The following is a 20,494-nucleotide window of genomic DNA, read 5'->3' on the forward strand; positions in this document are numbered from 1 at the left end:
TGTGATCACTCCGAACCGGAGCAACCCCAGAAGTCTACCGGATGATCGAGGGTGCTCACGACCATCTGCGCGCCACCCGGGCGCGTCGTCGGCCTCGGCTCAGTCGGTGCGGGCCGTGAGCGTGACGACGACCGCCTCGGGCCGGCAGGCGAACCGGACGGGAGCGTAGATCGACGTCCCCAGACCCGCCGACACCTCGAGCCACGACCAGTGGTTGCGGTGCTGCCACTGGTGCAGGCCGCTCACGTAGCGGCGGGGGAGGTCGCAGTTCGTGACGAGCGCACCGACGCCCGGCACCTGCACCTGGCCGCCGTGGGTGTGCCCGGCGAAGATGACGTCGGCGCCCTGCGTGACGAAGGCGTCGAGGACCCGGCGGTAGGGCGCGTGCGTGATGCCGATCGACACCGGCGCGGGGCCGTCCTCGTCCTCGGACCACGGCACGTCGCTGCGCATCTCGTCGACGTTGGTCGGCAGGAGGTCGAGCCGGTCCCAGTCGCGGTGGGCGTCCGAGGTCCCGAAGAGCTCGAGCCGCGACCCACGGAGTTCGATCGCGTGTGCCTGGTCGTTCACGTCGAGCCAGCCGAGCGACTCGAAGAAGGCCGTCTGCCGGTCCACGTCGAGCTCGACGGGACGGGCACCGCCCCCGCCGTGGCCGCTCGGGCCCGCGAAGTACTTGAGCGGGTTGCGCGGCGTGGGGCCGTAGAAGTCGTTGGACCCGAACGCGAACGCGCCCGGCACGCCCCGGAACGGCTCGAGCGCGTACTCGACCGCCGCGTTCGCCGTGACGTGACCGAGGTTGTCGCCGGTGTTCACCACGAAGTCGGGTTCGACCAGGCTGAGGTCACGGAGCCACTGCTGCTTGTCCGCCTGCCACGGCGCCATGTGGATGTCCGACAGGTGGAGCACCGTGATGTCACGCGAGCCCGGAGCGAGCACCGGCACGGTCTCCCAACGGATCCCGAACCGGCGCCGCTCGACGAGGGAGCCCCACGCAGCGCTCGCGACGCCGACGGCCGCGCCCGCTGCGAGGACCCCGAGCGTGGCGCGGCCGCGACTCACTTGCAGTCCTTCGGCGCCTTGCCGTCCTCGGTGCCGAAGAGCTTGATCGTGACGGGGGAGTCCTTGCTCACGGTCGACGTGATCGCGGGGTCGGTCGAGGCGACCTTGCACTCCTTGGAGCCGCCGCCCTTCTCGTACTGGTCCGAGATCGCGATGTTCGTGAACCCGGCGTCCTCGATCTCCGAGCGTGCGGCACCGATGTCCTTGCCGAACACCTTCGGGATCGTCGCCTGGCTGCCGTCGGACGTGTACACGGTGACGCTGCCGCCACGGGAGACGTACGAGCCCGCCGCCGGCGAGGTGGACGACACGGTGCCGGCCTGACCGCCACCCGGCTGCGTGCCGCCGTCGACGTAGGTGAAGCCGGACGCCGCGAGCGCGGCCTTCGCGTCGGCGGCACTCTTGCCCGAGACGTCGGGCACCTGCGCCGAGTTGCCACGGAGCGCGCTCGACGACGGGTCGGTGAACGGACCGGCCGGGTAGGCGGCGTTCATCGGCGTCTGTGCCTGCCGCCACACTCCGGCGCGGGCACCGGCGTAGGTGCCGTTGACACCGTTGCTGTAGTGGCGGAGGTTGTTCTTGCCGCCGTCGGTGTTGCCCTGCCAGTAGGCGGTGGCGACGCGGGAGCTCGACCCGACGAGCCAGATCTGGTCGGCGTCGTCGGTGGTGCCCGTCTTGCCGAACAGCTGCGTGCCGTCAGCGGTCTGGGCACCCACGGCGGTACCGCTCGAGATCGTCTGCTTCATGGCGTAGATCGCCGTCTGCGCCACCGAGGGGTCGAGGACCTGCTTGCACTGCTTCGGCTGACCACCGAGCTTCTTGCCCGCGGCGTTCGTGACCTGGTCGATCGCGATCGGCTCGCAGAACGTGCCGTTGTTGGCGATGCCCGCGTACGCGGCGGCCATGGTCAGCGGCGCGATGTTGTTCGTGCCGAGGATCGACGACGGGTACGAGTTGAGCTCGGTCTTGTCGTCACCGGAGTGCACGCCGAGGCTCTCCGCGGTGGACTTGATGTCGCACAGGTCGAGCTGGGCGGCCATCGACGCGAAGGCGGCGTTGACCGAGAGCGCGGTCGCCCGGGCGACGGTGTAGTTCCCGCGCTCGCCCGGCGAGTCGTTCTTCGGTGCCCAGTTCGAGTACATGGGCTCGCCGCAGTGCTGCCACGTCGACGTGTTGTGCGGCGTGCCGTTGACGGTCTCGTTGAGCCCGTGACCGGCCTTGAGCCAGTCGAGGAGGGTGAAGACCTTGTACGTCGACCCCACCTGGAACCCGATGCCGCCCCCGTACTTCTTGTCGACGCTGTAGTTGAGGCCCGTCGACGTCGGCGGCGACTGCAGCGCCTGGCTGTAGTCCTTGTTCTGCGCCATGGTCAGGATCCGGCCGGTGCCCACCTCGACCGAGTCGAGCGCGGCACCGAGCTTCAGGGCCGTCTCCGCCTTGTTGTCGTAGGTGTTGAGCACCTGCTTCTGCGCGGCGTTCGCGTCGATGTCGAGCGTCGTCTGGATCGTGTAGCCGCCGTTGCGCCAGGCGGTGTCGCGCTCCTTCTGCGTGGAGCCGAGCTGCGACATCTCCTTGACGACCTGCACGGCGTAGTCGCAGAAGAACTGCGAACCGTCGCCGACCGAGGCCTTGCAGCCCTGGGTCGGTTCGGTCAGGCGCACGTAGTCGGCGGGCTTCGACGCGACGGCCTTGTCGTAGTCGGCCTGCGAGATGTGCTTCTGCGCGAGCATCGACTTGAGGATGACGTTGCGTCGGGCCACGTTGGCGTCGTAGTTCTTCGGCGACGCCAGGTTGCGGGTGTTCGGGGACTGCACGATCGCGAGGATCGACGCCGCCTCGGCCGGGGTGAGGTCGGTCGCGCTCTTGTTGAAGTAGTGCTGCGCCGCGGCCTGCACGCCGTACGTCTGGTCGCCGAAGTAGGCGATGTTGAGGTACCCGGTGAGGATCTCCTTCTTGGAGTACTTCTTCGCCAGGCCGATCGCGAGCTTCATCTCCTCGAGCTTGCGCGGGATGGAGGTCTCGGTCGCCGCGTTGTACGCCTTGAGCCGCTCCTGCTCGGTGGGGAGCTCGAGGGCCTGCTGCATCTTGATGTTGCGGACGAGCTGCATCGTCAGCGTCGAACCGCCGCCGGACTCGCCGAGCCCGCCGGCCAGGCTGCCGACGCCGGCGCGGACGAGCGAGGTCATGTCGACGCCGCCGTGCTCGTAGAAGCGCTTGTCCTCGCCGTCGATCGCGGCGTTCTTGAGGTTGTCGCTGATCTGGTCGAACTTGAGTTCCTCGCGGTTCTGGTCGTAGACCGTCGCGAAGTGCACGCTCTTGCCGCCCTGGTACGCGTACAGCTCGTTGCGCTGCGGGAGGTCACCGATCTCGATGTACTCCGGCAGGGACTCGAAGACGCCGATCGTCGAGGTCGTGGTCACACCGGCGACCGCGATGGCCGGGGTCACGCCGATCGTCACGAGGAGGCCGGCGAGCACGCTGAAGCCGACGAATCCGACGAAGGCACCGACTGCGGAGACGGGTTTGGTCCGCGAGGCAGACGTCTTCTGGGCAGACATAGGATGCAGCCTAAACGACACCGCCGACTGAAAGGCTGGCAAGGAACCGCATGACTCGCTGGGAATACCTCACCACCCCGTTGATCATCCACAACACCACGGCGATCCTCAACAACTTCGGCGACGAGGGCTGGGAACTGGTCCAGGTCGTCACCGGACCGGAGGGCGGACTCGTCGCCTACCTCAAGCGCCCGAAGGCAGACGCGTGAGCGTCGCGGACCGCCTCGCGGAGCTCGGTCTGACGATCCCCGCCGTCGCGGCCCCGGTCGCCGCCTACGTCCCTGCGGTCGTCACGGGCCGGTACGTCTACACGGCCGGGCAGCTGCCGTTCGTCGACGGCGCGCTGCCCGTGACCGGCAAGGTCGGCGCCGGGGTCGACGCCGAGACCGCGGCCGGCGAGGCACGCACCGCGGCGCTCAACGCCCTCGCCGCCGTCCAGTCCGTCGCCGGCTCGCTCGACCGCGTCGCCCGGGTCGTCAAGGTGACGGTCTTCGTCGCGTCCGACCCGTCCTTCACCGGGCAGCCCGCGGTCGCGAACGGCGCCTCCACGCTCGTCGGCGACGTCTTCGGCGACGTCGGCGTCCACGCGCGGAGCGCGGTGGGTGTCGCCGTCCTGCCGCTGGACGCGCCCGTCGAGGTCGAGCTGGTGGTGGAGCTGACCGACTGACGGACCGTCAGCCGCCTGTCACACGTGAGCAGGGCCTCCAGTCCGAGCGGACGGGAGGCCCTGCTCACGTGTGCGGGACTACATGAGATCCGCGATGGTCGCCATGATCGTCGGGTCGGCCAGCGTGGTCGTGTCGCCGATGCGGCGGCCCTCGGCCGCGTCGCGCAGCAGCCGGCGCATGATCTTGCCGGAGCGCGTCTTCGGCAGCTCGGGCACGATCACGACCTGACGGGGCTTCGCGATCGCGCCGATGCGCTTGCCGACCCAGTCACGGAGCTCCTTCGCGGTGGCCTCGCGGTCGACGCCCTCGGCGGCCTCGGCGGTGAGGATCACGAACGCGACGACCGCCTGGCCGGTCGTCTCGTCGGCGGCACCGACGACCGCGGCCTCCGCGACGCCCTCGTGTCCGACCAGCGCCGACTCGATCTCGGCCGTCGAGAGCCGGTGACCGGAGACGTTCATCACGTCGTCCACCCGACCCTGCACCCAGATGTCGCCCTGCCCGTCGAGCCGTGCGCCGTCCCCGGCGAAGTACCGACCGGGGAAACGCGACCAGTACGTCTCGACGAAGCGGTCCGGGTCGTTCCAGATCCCGCGGGCCATCGACGGCCAGGGGTCGGCGATCGTCAGGTAGCCGCCCTCGCCGGGGTCGACCCGTCGGCCGTCGTCGTCGACGATCTCGGCCGTGATGCCGGGCAGTGGCGTCTGCGCGGCCCCCGGCTTGAGCTTGGTGACGCCGGGGAGCGCCGAGATCATGATCGCGCCGGTCTCGGTCTGCCACCACGTGTCGACGATCGGCGTGCGGTCGTGCCCGATGACCTGGCGGTACCACTGCCACGCCTCGGGGTTGATCGGTTCGCCGACGCTGCCGAGCAGGCGCAGGGTCTCGAGACTGCGCGCCTCGGGGATCTGCCGGCCGGCCTTCATGGCCGCCCGGACGGCCGTCGGCGCCGTGTAGAGGACGGTCACGCCGTAGGAGTCGACGATGTCCCACCAGCGGCCGGGCTGCGGCTCGTCCGGGGTCCCCTCGTAGAGCACCTGCGTGACGCCGTTCGCGAGCGGGCCGTAGACGACGTAGGAGTGCCCGGTGATCCAGCCGATGTCCGCCGTGCACCAGTAGACGTCCTTCTCCGGGTGCATGTCGAAGACGTTCCGGTGTGTGTACGCGGCCTGCGTGAGGTACCCGCCGGAGGTGTGGACGATGCCCTTCGGCTTCCCGGTCGTGCCCGACGTGTACAGGATGAACAGCGGCGTCTCGGCGGGGAACGCCTGCGCCTCGTGCTCCGGGGCTGCCTTGGTGAACTCGTCGTGCCACCAGCGGTCGCGGTCGTCGTTCCACTCCACGTCGTTCTCGCCGCGGCGGACGACGAGCACGTGCTCGACGGTGTCCGTGCCCTCGCCGGTCAGGGCCTCGTCGACCGCCGGCTTGAGCGGGGACACCGTGCCACGCCGCCAGCCGCCGTCCGCGGTGACGACGAGCTTCGCGCCGGCGTCCTCGATGCGCGCGCGCAGGCTCTCGGCGCTGAACCCGCCGAACACGACGGAGTGGACCGCGCCGATGCGGGCGACGGCCAGCATCGTGACGACGGCCTCGGGGATGAGCGGGAGGTAGACGACCACCCGGTCGCCCGGTCCGACGCCGAGGTCGGTGAGCATGTTCGCCGCTCGCTGCACGTCGGCGGTGAGCTCGGCGTACGTGATCCGGCGCGTGTCGCCGCGGGCGCCCTCGAAGTGGATCGCGACCCGTTCTCCGTTCCCCGCCCGGACGTGGCGGTCGAGGCAGTTCTCGGCGACGTTGAGCTCCCCGTCGGCGAACCACCGCGCGAAGGGTGCGTCGGACCAGTCGAGCGTCTGCGTGAACGGCGTCCGCCAGTCGAGCAGGCTGCGGGCCTGGTCTGCCCAGAACGCCTCGCGGTCGGCCGCTGCGGCGTCGTGCAGGCCCGCGTTCGCGACGGCGTCGGCGACGAACTCGGGCGACGGCGGGAAGGTCGGACCGTCCTCACGGGGCTCGGTGTCGGGCGAGGTCGTGTCGGGGGAGGTCGGGGACATCGGTGTCCTTTCGCATCGTGCTGCTGGCCGGGCGCGGGCCGCACCCGGAGACTACCCCTGTCCCGTTCTCGCGCGATCGCGTGTCGGGAGTTGCTCCGGAGGGGTGTTCGTGGGGTACAGTGTTCATCGCCGGACTCGTTTCCGGTGGCATCGGCCGTGATTCCCCCCAATCCGCCGATGTCCAGGCGGCACCCGTTCCCCCCAACTGGTGCCGCCTCTTCTGTTTTCCGGAGTCGGTCGTGCGCCGCTCCTCGCTTCGCGTCCGGAGCGGCCGTCGATCCGCAGCACTGCGCGGAAGAGTGGACAGACCGGTCCATGTCGTGGAATCGACATGTGTTGTCCAACGCGCGGACACGTGGTCGTGCTCTCCCGCGGAACTCCGCACCGGCGGCTCCCGCTCCGCGTCCGGTGGACACGACGGTGCGTGGGGTACGGCGTTGCGGTTCGGGGGACAAATTTGTCCGTTGGTGGGGACTTCTGACCGTTCTGCACAGCAGACGGTGTCCGGAGGTGCTCGCCGATTCGTCCTCGTACCGTCGCCGACCATGCACCGACACGCAGCGGTCACCCCTGCCGCACCCGCTCCCGGTCCGCCTCGGTCGTCCGGGTCGGTCCGGACACCGCGGCCGTCCGCACCCCCGTTCCTGCCCGGGGTCCGGCCGCCCGCGACACGCCGTGGCCTCGACGCCGCCGTGTTCGAGGAGCTCGCCGTGCTCGTCGACGACGCCTCCGTCACGGACCTGCTCGTCGTCGGCGGCCGGGGCACGTGGGTCGACCGCGGTACCGGGCTCGAACCGGTGAGCCCCGTCCTGTCCGAGCGGCGCGCCCGCGAACTCGGGACCGCGCTCGTGGCCCGCGGCGGACGACACGTCGACGAGACCAGTCCGATGGCCGACGTCCGGCACGGGGACGGCGTCCGGGTGCACGTGGTCCTCGCCCCCGTCGCGGTGGGCGGCACGGCGCTGTCCATCCGCCTGCCGCGCCCCTGGCACCCGACGCTCGACCGGCTCGAGCGTAGCGGGACGTTCTCGGTGGTCCCGCGACGGACCGTGGAACGGGCGGTCGCCGAGCGCCGGAACCTGCTCGTGTCCGGCGCGACCGGGAGCGGCAAGACGACCCTCCTCGCGGCGGCCCTCGCCGCGGTCCCGCCCGACGAACGGATCGTGACGGTCGAGGACGTCGCCGAGCTGCGGATCGAGCACCCGCACGTGGTCGCGCTCGAGGCACGACAGGCGAACGCGGAGGGCGCGGGCGAGATCGACCTCGGACGGCTCGTGCGCGAGGCCCTCCGGATGCGGCCGGACCGGCTCGTCGTCGGGGAGTGCCGCGGGGCCGAGGTCCGGGAACTCCTGTCGGCGCTCGGGACCGGGCACGACGGCGGCGCGGGGACGGTGCACGCCAGGAGCCTGGCCGACGTGCCGGCGCGGCTCGAGGCGCTCGGCGCGCTCGCCGGGCTCACGCCCGAGGCGCTGGCACGGCAGGCGGTGAGCGCGGTCGACCTGGTGCTCCACGTCGAGCGGTCCGGTGGGGCGCGCAGGGTCGTCGCGGTCGGACGACCGGTCACCGGGCCGGACGGGAGGCTCGAGGTGCGTCCCACGGAGCGGCTGCGGTGAGCGTCGGACCGGCGGGGAGGCGCCGGTGCCCCGCTGCTGCGGGTCGGTGCGGTGTTGCGGGTCGGTCCGGCGCTGTTGGGCGTCGGTCTGGTGCTGCTGCCGGTCGGTGCGGCGGTGTCGCGGTTCGCTCCGGCGCTGCTGCGCGTCGGTCCTCCCTCGCAGCACGCCGGTTCGACGCCGCGGCTGCCGCGCGTCGGCTCGACCGCGTCGCCACGCTCGTGTCCGCCGGCGTGCCGCCACCGCGCGCATGGGAGCTCGTCGGCGGTCTCCCGACGGACGACGCCCCTGCCTGGCTCGACGTCGAGGCCGTGCTCCGGGTCGCCACCCGGACCGGAGCGCCGTCCGCCGGTGCACTCCGCGCGCTCGCCCGTGCGCTCCGGCGGTCGGCGGCATCGGACCGCGCCGTCCGGGTGGCGCTCGCCGGACCCCGCACCAGCGCCCGGACCGTCCTCGCCCTGCCGGTGCTCGGGCTCGTCCTCGCGTCGACCTGGGGTGCGGGTGCGGTCGAGGTGCTCCTCACGACGGCAGCCGGCTGGACCTGCGTGGCGCTCGCCGGACTGCTGGTGGCCGTCGGGCGGTCGTGGACGGCCCGGCTCGTGCGCCGCGCGACGCCGGACGGGCGGGTACCGGGCGTCCTCCTCGACGCCTGGGCGGTCGCGGTCTCCGGCGGCGGGCCCTGGTCCGGCGCGGGGGAGGCGGTCGACGAGGCGTTCGCCCGGGTGGCCGACGAGGAACCACGAGGGCGGCACGCGGAAGAACGGAGGCGGGTCGCCGAGACACTGGCGCTCGCCGGACGGGCCGGGGTGCCCGCGGCCGAGTTGCTCCGCGCCGCCGCTGAGGACGTCCGCGACGACGCGGCCGCCGCCGGACTCGCCGCCGCGGAGGGACTCGCGGTCCGGCTCGTGCTGCCCCTCGGGGTCTGCGTGCTGCCCGCGTTCGTCCTGGTCGGCGTCGTCCCGGTCGTGATCGGTGTCCTGTCCTCCACGGCCGTGCCCGGCCGGTGACCTCTCCACAGGTCCCCGTCGGGACGCCCGGAGACGTCCCGACGCCCGGGAGGCTGGACCCGACACCGACCCGGTCACCGGGCCGGCAGGAGAAGGAGGAACCGACATGGACCGACAGCACCAGCACGACCAGCACGACCAGCACGACCACGACCGCTCCGCGCGTACCGCGGGCGGAGCGCACGACGTCGGACCGGACGGAGCGGGGGCCGGCAGGACCCTCGCCGGCCGGACCCCCGCCGGCAGGGTCAGGGACGACCGGGGATCCGCGACCGCCGAGTACGCGGTCGTCATCCTCGCTGCCGTCGCCTTCGCCGGGGTCCTCGTGGCCGTGATGCGCTCGGGCGAGGTCCAGTCGATCCTGACCGGACTCGTCCGCGGTGCGCTCTCGCTCTGACCGCGGGTCGGCGACGGTGGAGTTCGCGGTGGTCCTGCCCGCGGTCGCGCTCGTCCTCACGGTGCTCGTCGCCGCGGTCGTGCTCGTCGACCGCCGCGGTGCGCTGCAGGTCGCCGCGGCGACGGCCTCCCGCGCGGCCGGTCGGGGTGACGCCGCCGCCGCAGCCGCGGTCATCGCGGGCCTCGGCCCCGGGGCGACCGCGTCCTACCGACACACCGACGGCATGGTCTGCGTCGACGTGCAACGGCGTCCGGGCGGTCCGTTCGCCGCCGTGCCGCTCCGGGCCACGGGGTGCGCCGCCGAGGACGGCCGGTGACCACGCTCGCGGGCCCGGACGGGCCGCGCGGCGCCCGTCGGTCGGAGCGCGGTTCCGTCACGGTCGTGCTCGCCGTGGTCCTCGGGCTGGGGACGACACTCGCGTCCGTCGCGCTCGCCGCGGCGTCGCACCGCGTCCTCGTCGTGCGCGCCCAGGGTGCCGCCGACGCATCCGCCCTCGCGGCTGCGGCGTCGGTGGTCGGGCTCGGCGGCGAGGACCCGTGCCGCGCCGCCCGCGGGGTCGCCGAGGCGGGTGGTGCCGTCCTGAGCGACTGCTCCACCATCGACGCGACCGCCCGGGTCCGGGTCGTCGCCGGTACCGGTCCCGTCGCCGCCACGGCCGTCGCCGTCGCCGGTCCGGCACTCGGAGCGCGCGAACACAGTGTGTATGGTGTGCCTGTCGGCCCCCGGTCATCGATGTCCCGGTCGACCCGGACGGCGAGTCACACGGCGAGTTCGCGGTCCAGGGCCGACGCGCACCATCGATCAAGGAGACACGTGCCAGGCACGAAGAAGCTCGTGATCGTCGAGAGCCCCGCGAAGGCGAAGACGATCGCGCAATACCTCGGTGACGGATACGAGGTCCAGGCGTCCGTGGGCCACATCCGCGACCTCGTCGAGCCCAAGAACCTCCCGGCGGAGCTCAAGAAGGGCCCGATGGGGAAGTTCTCGGTGGACGTCGACAACGGCTTCGAGCCGTACTACGTCGTCTCCGACGCCAAGAAGAAGACGGTCTCCGAGCTCAAGCGTGCGCTCAAGGACGCCGACGAGCTCTACCTCGCAACAGATGAGGACCGCGAGGGCGAAGCCATCGCGTGGCACCTCCTGCAGGTGCTCAAGCCCAAGGTGCCGGTCAAGCGCATGGTGTTCCACGAGATCACCAAGGAAGCGATCCAGCGCGCGCAGGAAGCGACCCGTGAGCTCGACACGGCGCTCGTCGACGCGCAGGAGACCCGGCGCATCCTCGACCGGCTCTACGGGTACGAGGTCTCGCCGGTGCTCTGGCGCAAGGTCGGTCCGGGTCTCTCCGCCGGCCGGGTGCAGTCCGCGGCGACCCGCCTGGTCGTGGACCGCGAGCGCGAGCGGCTGGCGTTCGTCTCCGCGAACTACTGGGACCTCACGGCACGGTTCGAGAAGCCCGGCGACACCGCGTTCACCGCGAAGCTCGCGCGCCTCCAGGGCACCCGGGTGGCCTCCGGCCGCGACTTCGACGACCGCGGGGCGATCTCCGGCGACGTCGTCCGGCTCGACGAGGCCTCGGCTGCGGCGCTCACGACCGTCCTCGAGCGCGCCGGGGACGCCGTCGTGCGCTCGGTCGACTCGAAGCCGTACACCCGTCGTCCGGCCGCCCCGTTCACGACGTCGACCCTGCAGCAGGAGGCGGCCCGCAAGCTGCGCTTCTCGGCACGGCAGACGATGAGCGTCGCGCAGTCCCTGTACGAGAACGGCCACATCACCTACATGCGCACCGACTCGTCGTCGCTGTCGCAGCAGGCCGTCGCCGCAGCCCGGAAGCAGGCCGCCTCGCTCTACGGACCGGAGACGGTCCCGGACAAGCCGCGCAGCTACGCCGGCAAGAGCAAGAACGCGCAGGAGGCGCACGAGGCCATCCGTCCCGCCGGCGACACCTTCCGCACGCCGTCCCAGATGGAGGGCGTCCTCCGCGGCAACGACTGGAAGCTCTACGACCTCATCTGGAAGCGCACGGTCGCCTCGCAGATGGCCGACGCGAAGGGCTCCACGGCGTCCGTCGTCCTCGGCGTCACCTCGACCGAGTCGGTCGAGGGGGTCGCCGCGACCGCGAACGGCACCGACGCCGAGTTCACCGCGTCCGGCACCGTGATCACCTTCCGGGGCTTCCTCAACGCGTACGAGGAAGGCCGCGACGAGGAGCGCCACGAGGCCAAGGCCGACGGCGACGACGCCAAGCTGCCGCAGATGGCCGAGGGTGACGCGCTCGCCGTGTCCGACGTCGAGGCGAAGGGGCACGACACCTCCGCCCCGCCGCGCTACACGGAGGCGAGCCTCGTGAAGACGCTCGAGGAGCTCGGCATCGGCCGCCCGTCGACCTACGCCGCGATCATCTCGACGATCATCGACCGCGGGTACGTGACGCAGCGGGGCAGCGCGCTCGTGCCGAACTGGATCGCGTTCAGCGTGGTGCGGCTCCTCGAGGACTACTTCGGCGACCTCGTGCAGTACGACTTCACGGCGTCGATGGAGGACGACCTCGACCGCATCGCCAGCGGCGACGAGGACCGCGTCGACTGGCTCAAGGAGTTCTACTTCGGCGGCGGCGACCAGCGCGGTCTGCGGACCGTCATCGACAACCTCGGTGAGATCGACGCACGCGACATCAACTCGGTCGAACTGGCCCCGGGCCTGACGCTCCGGATCGGTCGCTACGGCCCGTACATCGAGGTGCCGAGCGACGACCCCGAGAAGCCACGCCGGGTGAACGTGCCGGAGGACCTCGCACCGGACGAGCTCACCGCCGAGAAGGCACGCGAGCTCGTCGAGGCACCGGTCGTCGGCGACCGGGTCGTGGGCATCAACCCCCAGACGGGCAAGGAGGTCCTCGCGAAGGACGGTCGGTTCGGTCCGTACGTGACCGAGCGCACGCCCGAGCCGGAACCGACCGTCGACCCCGCCACGGGAGAGGTCACCGAGGCTGCACCTGCCGAGGAGGCATCCGCGGAGAAGGCCGCCGCGAAGACGGCAGCGGGGAAGAAGGCCCCGGCGGGGACGACGGCGGCGAAGAAGGCCCCCGCGAAGAAGGCCGCGGCACCGAAGGAGCGGACGGCGTCCCTCTTCAAGTCGATGGACCCGCAGACGGTCGACCTCGAGACGGCGCTCAAGCTGCTCGACCTGCCGCGGACGGTCGGCCAGGATCCGGAGTCCGGCGAGGACATCACCGCGCAGAACGGTCGCTACGGCCCCTACCTCAAGAAGGGGACGGACACGCGGACCCTGCCGAGCGAGGACGCCATCTTCGACATCGACCTGCCGGGCGCACTCGAGCTCTTCGCGCAGCCGAAGTACGGTGCCCGTCGATCCGCCACGGCCGCGCTCAAGGAGTTCGACGCGGACCCGGTGTCGGGCAAGCCGATCAAGGTGAAGGACGGTCGGTTCGGTCCGTACGTCACCGACGGTGAGACGAACGCGACGATCCCGCGCGGCGAGGACGTCGAGGCCGTCGACTTCGAGCGCGCCGTCCAGCTGCTCGCCGACAAGCGTGCGAAGGGCCCGGCGAAGAAGAAGGCTCCGGCCCGGCGGACGGCGGCCAAGAAGAAGTGACCGGTCGGTTCATCACGCTCGAAGGCGGTGACGGCGCCGGCAAGACCACGCAGGCCGAACTGCTCACGGCGTGGCTCGAGGCGAACGGCCGGTCGGTCGTGCGGACCCGCGAACCGGGCGGCACCGACCTCGGCGTGCGCATCCGCGAGATCGTGCTGCACGAACGCGGGCACGTCGCGCCGCGTGCCGAGGCGCTCCTCTACGCGGCCGACCGTGCACACCACGTGGAGACGGTCGTCCGGCCCGCGGTTGCACGTGGCGACGTCGTCCTGCAGGACCGCTACACCGACTCGTCGGTGGCGTACCAGGGCGTCGCGCGCGGCCTCGGTGCCGCGCAGATCCGCTCGGTGTCGGAGTGGGCGACCGACGGGCTGACCCCGGACCTCACCGTGCTCCTCGACCTCGACGTCACGGAGGGACGTGCGCGGGTCGCGTCCGCGCGGGGAGACACCTTCGACCGACTCGAGTCGCAGGCGGCGGCGTTCCACGAATCCGTCCGCCGGGCGTTCCTCGACATGGCCCGCGCCGAGCCGGAGCGGTTCCTGGTCGTCGACGCCGCGGCGCCGGCGGACGCCGTCCAGCAGGTCGTCCGCGCCGCGGTCGCACCCCTCGTCGGGATCGACGTCCCGTGACGGTGGTCCCTGCGAGGATGGCACCGTGAGCGTGTGGGACGGCCTGACCGGACAGGAAGAAGCGGTCTCGGCGCTCCGGCACGCGGCCGAGTCCGGACCGGAGACCGGTGCCATGACGCACTCGTGGCTCATCACGGGGCCGCCCGGCTCGGGGCGCTCGAACGTCGCCTCGGCGTTCGCGGCGGCGCTCGTCGGCGACGGGCCGGACGACGACCACACCCTCCGCCAGATCACGGCGAGGACGTACCCGGACGTCTCGGTCCTGACGACCCAGCGGGTCATCATCACCATCGACGAGATCCGGCAGCTCGTCACGTCGTCGTACTACGCACCCTCGGTCGGGCGCTACCGCATCGTCATCATCGAGGACGCCGACCGCATGACCGAGCGCACCTCGAACCTGCTGCTCAAGGCGCTCGAGGAGCCACCCGAGCGGACCGTGTGGATCCTCTGCGCCCCGAGCGAGGCCGACCTGCTCCCGACCATCCGCTCCCGGGTCCGCTCGGTGCGGCTGCGGGTGCCGGGCATCGAGTCCGTGGCCGACCTCATCGTGGCGCGCACCGGCGTCGACCGCGGTCTGGCGATGGACGCGGCCCGTCAGGCGCAGAGCCACATCGGCATGGCGCAGCGTCTGGCGACCAGCGAGGACGCTCGCGACCGTCGACGGCGCACGCTCACCACGGTGCTGCGGGTCCGGAGTGTCGGCGACGCCGTCATGGCCGCGGCGGAACTGCTCGCCGTGGCCGACGAGGACGCGAAGGCCATCACGCAGGAGCGTGACGTCGAGGAGCGTGACGCCGCCCTCCGATCGCTCGGCGTGGAGCCGGGCGGCACGATCCCACCCGCCCTGCGCTCGCAGCTCCGCGCGCTCGAGGAAGACCAGAAGCGGCGCGCGACCCGGTCACTCCGCGACGGCCTCGACCGCATCCTGGTCGACGTCTCCTCGCTGTACCGCGACCTGCTGTTGCTCGGCCTCGGTGCACCGGCCGAACCCGTCAACCTGTCGATGCGGGACCAGCTCGAGCAGGCCCTGCCGTCGGTCCCGCCGGCTGCCGCGCTCGAGGTGCTCGACGCGGTGACGACCGCCAGGAACCGGATCGCGGCCAACGTCGCCGCGCTCCTCGCGCTCGAGGCTCTCCTCGTCACGGTCGCCCGCGCCGTCCGCTGACGACCGCGCAGCGGACGGACCGGCCACGCGCCGCGCGCCGGTAGGGCGCGTGACGCAACCCTTGGCCTCCCGTCCCGGCCACCCGCCGCCCGCCGGCAGGACGCCTGACGCAACCCACAGCCTCCCGTCCGACCCGTCGTGGGACAATCGCCGCATGTCCGACGCAGAACCCGGCCTGCGCGAGCGGAAGCGCCTCGCCACCCGGCTCGCCATCCAGCAGGCCGCGCTCGCCATCGCCGCCTCCGACGGGCTGGGCGCCGTGACGGTCGACGAGATCTCGCGACGAGCCGACATCTCGCCGCGCACCTTCTTCAACTACTTCCCGAGCAAGGAGCAGGCCCTCCTCGGTGACGACCCGACACTGCCGGCGGACGAGCAGCTCGACGTCTTCGTCGGCGGCGGGCCGAGCGGCGACCTGCTCCGCGACGTCGGTGTGCTCCTCGTGCACTCCACCCAGGCGCTCATCGACGAGCGCGGACTCATCTCCGAACGGCAGGAGGTCCTCCGCGCCAACCCCGAGCTGTTCTCGCGCCGGATGGCCTCGATGAAGGAGTTCCAGCACGAGATCGAGACGGCCGTGGCACGCCGGCTCGAAGCGGGGGAGCCGGACCCCGAGGTCCGCCGGCGCCAGGCCCGTCTGGCGTCGATCGTCGCGCTCGGCGCCCTCCGCCACGCCTGGTGGGAGTGGTCCGAGCAGGACGGCGAGACCCGGCTGGTGGACGAGCTCGAGCAGTCCTTCGCCGACCTCGGCGCGCTGGTTTCGCGTTCGCTGGTCTGAACCTGTATAGTCATTGCTCGTGCCGCTCCGGCGACGGAGTGCACGACGCCCCTCACCGGGTGTCCGCCGCCTTAGCTCAGTCGGCAGAGCGATTCACTCGTAATGAATAGGTCGTCGGTTCGATTCCGACAGGCGGCTCGTCCAGCATGGCCACCGGCCACGGCTCGCAAGCCGGTCCAGAACCCCCGCAGATCCACGGATCGGCGGGGGTTCTGCCGTTCCGGACCACGCGACTGGTAGACAGGCTGCATGACGGTTCGCTGGGGAGTCATCGGCACAGGTGGGATCGCCCGGTCGTTCGTGCGCGACTGCGCGGCGGCCGGGGTGGAGTTCGTCGCGGTCGGGAGCCGTTCGCAGTCGAGCGCGGACGCGTTCGCCGCCGAGTTCGGCATCCATCGGGCGCACGGATCGTACGAGGAGCTGGTCGCCGACCCCGAGGTCGACGCGGTCTACGTCGCGACACCGCACTCCCGACACGCCGAGGACGCGCTCCTCGGGATCGCGGGCGGCAAGCACGTCCTCGTCGAGAAGGCCTTCACGATCACCGCGGCCGAAGCGCGATCCGTGGTCGATGCGGCCCGCCGCGCGGACGTCGCCGTGATGGAGGCGATGTGGACGCGGTTCCTGCCGCAGATGGCGATGATCCGCGAGATCGTGGCCGAGGGACGGATCGGGCGGCCCCGGGTCGTCGAGGCGACGCACCACCAGGCCCTGCCGACCGATCCGCGGCACCGGTTGAACGACCCGGCGCTCGGCGGGGGAGCGCTGCTCGACCTCGGCATCTACCCGATCTCGTTCGCCGTCGACCTGCTCGGCCTGCCGGAGTCTGCCGTCGCGGCGGGCACCCTCAGCGAGCAGGGCGTCGACACGCAGATGGGCGTGGTGCTGAACCACCCCGCCGGCACCCAGTCGGTGCTGCACTTCGGGCTCGACCTCGCGAGTCCCAACGGGGCCTCGATCATCGGCGAAGCGGGACGGATCGACCTCGACTCCACGTTCTTCACACCGACCACGTGGCGGCTGCGCGACCGCGACGGCGCGGTCGCCGAGGAGTTCGACAGCCGGGAGCGCCTGACCGGCTACGCGCACGAAGCACGGGCGTTCGAGCGCATGGTGACCTCCGGCGAGCACGAGGGCGGCCCGATGGACCCCGAGGAGTCGGTCGGGATCATGGCGCTCCTCGACGAACTCCGTCGCCAGGTCGGCGTCCGCTACGCGGCCGACGATCCCTCCACAGCGGGCTGACGACGCGACGGTCTCCACAGATCGAACCGACGGCCTGGAGGCTCGTGGCGGGGTTCCGTAGGATCGTCCGCGATGGCAGACCAGCAGCCCCCACCCTCGACCTTCGCCGAGCGCGTCCGCGCGCGGACGACCGCGCTGCGCCGCGTGGTCGCGCGGCGTCCCGTCCCGTGGATCGCGGGCGGCCTCGCGGCCGTCCTGGTGCTCGGCTCCGGTGGCGCCGTGGCGATCGCCGCCGCCACCACCCCCGGGGCACCGGCACCGACCCGGACGACCGCCGCGGCGTCCACGCCGACGCCGTCGCGTTCGGCGGCGAGCACCCCGGCGTCGACGCCGACACCGACCGGTCGCGCGGTCCCGGCCCAGGTCCAGGGTCCGGAGGCGCTCCGGACGTGCTCGATCGCGTCGCAGGCGTCCGCCGCCGGCCTCGGTTCGTTCGAGGGCGCCGTGCTCGACGCGAAGACCGGGGAGGTGCTGTACTCGCACGACGGCGAGAGGGCCGCGCAGACCGGCAGCGTGATGAAGACCCTGACGACCGCGACCGCCCTCGCGGTCCTCGGGGGCGACCACCGCATCCCGACCACCGTCACGAAGGAGTCCGGCGGCGCGATCGCCCTCGTCGGCCACGGCGACGCGACCCTCTCCGCCGGCGGCGCGACCGTGTACCCGGGGGCGCCGACCCTGGCGCAGCTCGCGCAGCAGGTGAAGGCGAAGCTCGGCAGCACCCCGGTCACGACGATCGTGACCGACGACACCTACTGGAACGACGCCGACGCCTGGGACCCCACCTGGCCGGTGTCCGAACGCACCATCGGCTACCAGCCGGAGGTCACGGCGCTCATGGTCGACGGCGACCGCGCGAACCCGGGCGCCGCGACCTCGCCCCGTTCCACTGATCCGGTCGGACGCGCCGGGGCCCTGTTCCGGACCGCCCTCGCGAACGCCGGCGTCGCCGGGGCCGCGAACGCGCAGATCGTGAAGCGCGCCACGACGTCCACCGACACGATCGCCTCGGTCTCCTCGCAGCCGGTGTCCACCCTGATCGGCCAGATGATCCCGAACTCGGACAACACCCTCGCCGAGATGCTCGCCCGGATCTCCTCGAAGGAGTCCGGCGCGGACGGGTCGGCCGCGTCCCTGACGGGCGTGTACCAGGCAGCGCTGAAGTCGTACGGCGTCGACCCGTCCGGCATCGTGATCAAGGACGGATCGGGCGAGAGCGCCGCGAACGCAGTGTCGCCGCTCTTCGTCGCCCGGCTGATGGTGCAGGTGCAGGCGGGCGCGAAGGGCCTCGGCACCCTGGCGCAGGTGCTGCCGGTGTCGGGGGTGTCGGGGACGCTCGCCAGCCGGTTCACCGGAGCGAACGCCGTGGCGCGCGGCAAGGTGCACGCGAAGACGGGGTGGATCGACAGCGCGAACACCCTCGGCGGCTACATCGACGCCGCGGACGGCAGTCGGCTGACCTTCGCCTTCTACGCGATCGGGTCGTCGAGGGCGGCCGCGCTGCCCGCACTCGACGCGGTGACGGCCGCGACGTACTCGTGCGGAGCCGAACTCACCGACTCCTGACCGACGCGGTGTTGGATGGGGACATGGCCAGGGCACTGCTCGTCGTCGACGTCCAGAACGACTTCACCGAGGGCGGTGCGCTCGCGGTGACCGGCGGTGCCGAAGTCGCCCGTCGGATCACCGTCTTCCTCCACGAGCACGCTGCGGAGTACGACCTCATCGTGGCGTCGCGCGACTGGCACCACGGCGACGACGACAACGGCGGACACTTCGCGGGCAGTACCGGACCGGACTTCGTCGACACGTGGCCGGTGCACTGCGTGGCCGACACCCCGGGCGCCGAGTACCATCCCGACTTCGACACCGCGTCGGTCGACGTCCACGTCCGGAAGGGGCAGGGCGTCCCCGCCTACTCGGCGTTCGAGGGCACCACGCCCGAGGGCACGACGCTCGGGACGCTCTTCGAGGAGCGGGACGTGCGCGAGGTCGACGTCGTCGGCATCGCGACCGACCACTGCGTCCGTGCGTCGGCGCTCGACGCCCTCGACGGCGGGGCGGCCGTCACCGTCTACGAGGACCTCGTGGTCGGCGTCGACCCCGACCGCAGCGCCGCGGCGCTCGCCGAGGTCCGGGCCGCCGGCGGCGTGGTCGACCGGAGCGACACCGACGACGGGCTGCACCGCCCGGGAGGAGCACGACTGTGAGCGACACCACGACGGTCTCGGACGGTGTCGTCACCGTCGACGGGGTCCCGACCGGACTGTTCGTCGACGGCGACTGGCGGCAGGCGTCCGGCGGCGGCACCTTCCCGGTCCGAGACCCCTCCACGGGCACGGTGATCGCCGAGGTCGCGGACGCCACGGCCGACGACGCGATGGCGGCCCTCGACGCGGCCGTCGCCGCGCAGGACGACTGGGCGGCGACCCCGCCGCGCACCCGGTACGACCTGCTCCGGCGGACCTTCGACCTCGTCCACGAGCACGCCGACGACCTGGCCGCGCTCATGACGCTCGAGATGGGCAAGCCGCTCGCCGAGTCGCGCGGTGAGGTGGTCTACGGCGCCGAGTTCCTCCGCTGGTTCTCCGAGGAGGCCGTGCGGATCGGGGGCGACTACCGCACGAACCCCGAGGGGACGGGGCGCGCGATCGTCCTGAAACGGCCCGTCGGCCCGGTGTACGCGATCACGCCGTGGAACTTCCCGCTCGCGATGGCGACCCGCAAGATCGGGCCGGCGCTCGCGGCCGGGTGCACCGTCGTCGTGAAGCCCGCAGACCTCACCCCGCTGACGACCCTGTTCCTCGCCGAGCTGTTCCGCCGTGCCGGGCTCCCGCACGGGGTCCTCAACGTGGTCACCACCACCGACGCGAAGGCGGTCTCCGAACCGGTCCTCGCCGACCCGCGGCTGCGGAAGCTCACCTTCACGGGGTCGACGCCCGTCGGCTCGGCGCTCCTCAAGCAGGCGGCGGACAACGTCCTCAAGACGAGCATGGAGCTCGGCGGCAACGCCCCGCTCCTGGTGTTCGACGACGCCGACCTGGACCGGGCGGTCGACGCGGCGATGCTCGCGAAGTTCCGCAACGTCGGCGAGGCGTGCACGGCGGCGAACCGCTTCTTCGTGCAGGAGGGCATCGCGGACGCGTTCTCCGCGGCGCTCACGGCACGGGTCGAGGAGCTGCGCATCGGACGCGGCACCGAGGACGGGACGACGCTCGGGCCGCTCATCGACGAGCGAGCCGTCGACAAGGCCGCCCGGCTCGTGGACGACGCGGTCGAACGCGGCGCGCGACTCGTCACCGGCGGGCACCGGATCGACCGTCCGGGCACCTACTACGCGGCCACGGTGCTCGACGACGTGCAGCCCGGGTCCGACATCCTCTCGACGGAGATCTTCGGCCCCGTGGTGTCCATCACGCGGTTCGCCACCGAGGACGAGGGCATCCGGATGGCGAACGACACCGAGTTCGGCCTGATCGCCTACGCCTACACGTCGGACTTCGCCCGCGGACAACGGCTGGCCGAGCGGCTCGAGACCGGCATGCTCGGCCTGAACACGGGCGTGGTCTCGAACGCGGCGTTCCCGTTCGGCGGCGTCAAGGCATCCGGCCTCGGACGCGAGGGGTCGCACGAGGGCATCGAGGAGTACCTCGAGTCCGTGTACGTGCTGACCCCGGACCCGTTCGCGGGCTGATCCGGCACGTGCCCGGGC

At 72.2% G+C, this 20,494-nt stretch carries 17 protein-coding genes and 1 tRNA gene; 15 read left to right on the forward strand and 3 right to left on the reverse strand.

The genetic code is table 11. From position 1 onward, the window contains the following. Nucleotides 1-99 precede the first annotated feature (99 nt). Together Csp2054_RS03175 and Csp2054_RS03180 are read right to left on the reverse strand one after the other, a co-directional pair. Nucleotides 100-1,059: a metallophosphoesterase gene (locus tag Csp2054_RS03175; RefSeq protein ID WP_096897843.1), complete on the reverse strand. Its 960-nt coding sequence runs from the start codon at nucleotides 1,057-1,059 to the stop codon at nucleotides 100-102. Further along, nucleotides 1,056-3,617 (reverse strand): transglycosylase domain-containing protein, encoded by a 2,562-nt coding sequence (locus tag Csp2054_RS03180; protein ID WP_096897844.1) that lies wholly within the window; start codon nucleotides 3,615-3,617, stop codon nucleotides 1,056-1,058. The genes Csp2054_RS03175 and Csp2054_RS03180 overlap by 4 nt, the downstream gene beginning before the upstream one ends. A gap of 50 nt (nucleotides 3,618-3,667) precedes the next feature. On the opposite strand from Csp2054_RS03180, the gene Csp2054_RS17970 reads away from it, so the two are divergent. Beyond that, the gene (locus Csp2054_RS17970) at nucleotides 3,668-3,826 is read left to right on the forward strand and encodes a hypothetical protein (protein WP_022907077.1); all 159 of its coding nucleotides are present in this window, start codon (nucleotides 3,668-3,670) and stop codon (nucleotides 3,824-3,826) included. Beyond that, complete coding sequence (locus Csp2054_RS03185; RefSeq protein WP_096897845.1) at nucleotides 3,823-4,284, forward strand: RidA family protein; 462 nt, start codon at nucleotides 3,823-3,825, stop codon at nucleotides 4,282-4,284. Before Csp2054_RS17970 ends, Csp2054_RS03185 begins: the two co-directional genes overlap by 4 nt. Before the next feature lie 78 nt (nucleotides 4,285-4,362). Here Csp2054_RS03185 and acs read toward each other — a convergent pair whose 3' ends face one another. After that, complete coding sequence (gene acs, locus Csp2054_RS03190) at nucleotides 4,363-6,333, reverse strand: acetate--CoA ligase (RefSeq protein ID WP_096897846.1); 1,971 nt, start codon at nucleotides 6,331-6,333, stop codon at nucleotides 4,363-4,365. 545 nt (nucleotides 6,334-6,878) lie between these two features. Here acs and Csp2054_RS03195 point away from each other — a divergent pair. The 13 genes from Csp2054_RS03195 (at nucleotide 6,879) to Csp2054_RS03255 (ending at nucleotide 20,476) form a co-directional block, all read left to right on the forward strand. After that, entirely contained in the window at nucleotides 6,879-7,946 is a 1,068-nt protein-coding gene (locus tag Csp2054_RS03195; RefSeq protein WP_096897847.1) for a CpaF family protein, read from the forward strand. Then, complete coding sequence (locus Csp2054_RS03200; protein ID WP_141399099.1) at nucleotides 7,943-8,950, forward strand: type II secretion system F family protein; 1,008 nt, start codon at nucleotides 7,943-7,945, stop codon at nucleotides 8,948-8,950. The genes Csp2054_RS03195 and Csp2054_RS03200 overlap by 4 nt, the downstream gene beginning before the upstream one ends. A 106-nt stretch (nucleotides 8,951-9,056) precedes the next feature. Next, entirely contained in the window at nucleotides 9,057-9,347 is a 291-nt protein-coding gene (locus Csp2054_RS18665; protein ID WP_317951513.1) for a DUF4244 domain-containing protein, read from the forward strand. Nucleotides 9,348-9,363: 16 nt separating this feature from the next. Further along, complete coding sequence (locus Csp2054_RS03210; RefSeq protein ID WP_096897849.1) at nucleotides 9,364-9,663, forward strand: hypothetical protein; 300 nt, start codon at nucleotides 9,364-9,366, stop codon at nucleotides 9,661-9,663. Between the two features lie 497 nt (nucleotides 9,664-10,160). Then, complete coding sequence (topA, locus tag Csp2054_RS03215; RefSeq protein WP_096898020.1) at nucleotides 10,161-12,959, forward strand: type I DNA topoisomerase; 2,799 nt, start codon at nucleotides 10,161-10,163, stop codon at nucleotides 12,957-12,959. Continuing rightward, on the forward strand, nucleotides 12,956-13,591 hold the full coding sequence (gene tmk / locus Csp2054_RS03220; protein ID WP_096897850.1) for a dTMP kinase: 636 nt from the start codon (nucleotides 12,956-12,958) through the stop codon (nucleotides 13,589-13,591). Before topA ends, tmk begins: the two co-directional genes overlap by 4 nt. A 25-nt stretch (nucleotides 13,592-13,616) precedes the next feature. Beyond that, nucleotides 13,617-14,759 carry a DNA polymerase III subunit delta' gene (locus Csp2054_RS03225; RefSeq protein ID WP_096897851.1) on the forward strand — a complete coding sequence of 381 codons (1,143 nt, stop codon included), beginning with the start codon at nucleotides 13,617-13,619 and terminating at the stop codon, nucleotides 14,757-14,759. A 154-nt stretch (nucleotides 14,760-14,913) separates the two neighbouring features. After that, nucleotides 14,914-15,537, forward strand: coding sequence for a TetR family transcriptional regulator (locus Csp2054_RS03230; protein ID WP_096897852.1), 624 nt, complete (start codon nucleotides 14,914-14,916; stop codon nucleotides 15,535-15,537). Between the two features lie 65 nt (nucleotides 15,538-15,602). Then, nucleotides 15,603-15,675, forward strand: a tRNA-Thr gene (locus tag Csp2054_RS03235). Nucleotides 15,676-15,786: 111 nt separating this feature from the next. After that, nucleotides 15,787-16,782 carry a Gfo/Idh/MocA family protein gene (locus tag Csp2054_RS03240; protein WP_096897853.1) on the forward strand — a complete coding sequence of 332 codons (996 nt, stop codon included), beginning with the start codon at nucleotides 15,787-15,789 and terminating at the stop codon, nucleotides 16,780-16,782. A 72-nt stretch (nucleotides 16,783-16,854) separates the two neighbouring features. Next, nucleotides 16,855-18,348, forward strand: a complete 1,494-nt coding sequence (dacB, locus tag Csp2054_RS03245; protein ID WP_096897854.1) for a D-alanyl-D-alanine carboxypeptidase/D-alanyl-D-alanine-endopeptidase — start codon at nucleotides 16,855-16,857, stop codon at nucleotides 18,346-18,348. A 23-nt stretch (nucleotides 18,349-18,371) separates the two neighbouring features. Then, nucleotides 18,372-18,992 carry an isochorismatase family protein gene (locus tag Csp2054_RS03250; RefSeq protein WP_096897855.1) on the forward strand — a complete coding sequence of 207 codons (621 nt, stop codon included), beginning with the start codon at nucleotides 18,372-18,374 and terminating at the stop codon, nucleotides 18,990-18,992. After that, the gene (locus tag Csp2054_RS03255) at nucleotides 18,989-20,476 is read left to right on the forward strand and encodes an NAD-dependent succinate-semialdehyde dehydrogenase (RefSeq protein ID WP_096897856.1); all 1,488 of its coding nucleotides are present in this window, start codon (nucleotides 18,989-18,991) and stop codon (nucleotides 20,474-20,476) included. The genes Csp2054_RS03250 and Csp2054_RS03255 overlap by 4 nt, the downstream gene beginning before the upstream one ends. Nucleotides 20,477-20,494 lie beyond the last annotated feature (18 nt).

The sequence above is a fragment of the Curtobacterium sp. 'Ferrero' genome, assembly GCF_002412165.1.
Classification (GTDB): Bacteria; Actinomycetota; Actinomycetes; order Actinomycetales; family Microbacteriaceae; genus Curtobacterium.

Bases quoted from the DNA above. Each gene is read 5' to 3' on its own strand.
- Csp2054_RS18665 (WP_317951513.1), top strand. From the start codon at position 9,057: ATGGACCGACAGCACCAGCACGACCAGCACGACCAGCACGACCACGAC.
- Csp2054_RS03180 (WP_096897844.1), bottom strand. From the start codon at position 3,617: ATGTCTGCCCAGAAGACGTCTGCCTCGCGGACCAAACCCGTCTCCGCA.
- Csp2054_RS03250 (WP_096897855.1), top strand. From the start codon at position 18,372: ATGGCCAGGGCACTGCTCGTCGTCGACGTCCAGAACGACTTCACCGAG.
- Csp2054_RS17970 (WP_022907077.1), top strand. From the start codon at position 3,668: ATGACTCGCTGGGAATACCTCACCACCCCGTTGATCATCCACAACACC.
- Csp2054_RS03195 (WP_096897847.1), top strand. From the start codon at position 6,879: ATGCACCGACACGCAGCGGTCACCCCTGCCGCACCCGCTCCCGGTCCG.
- Csp2054_RS03230 (WP_096897852.1), top strand. From the start codon at position 14,914: ATGTCCGACGCAGAACCCGGCCTGCGCGAGCGGAAGCGCCTCGCCACC.
- acs (WP_096897846.1), bottom strand. From the start codon at position 6,333: ATGTCCCCGACCTCCCCCGACACGACCTCGCCCGACACCGAGCCCCGT.
- dacB (WP_096897854.1), top strand. From the start codon at position 16,855: ATGGCAGACCAGCAGCCCCCACCCTCGACCTTCGCCGAGCGCGTCCGC.
- Csp2054_RS03240 (WP_096897853.1), top strand. From the start codon at position 15,787: ATGACGGTTCGCTGGGGAGTCATCGGCACAGGTGGGATCGCCCGGTCG.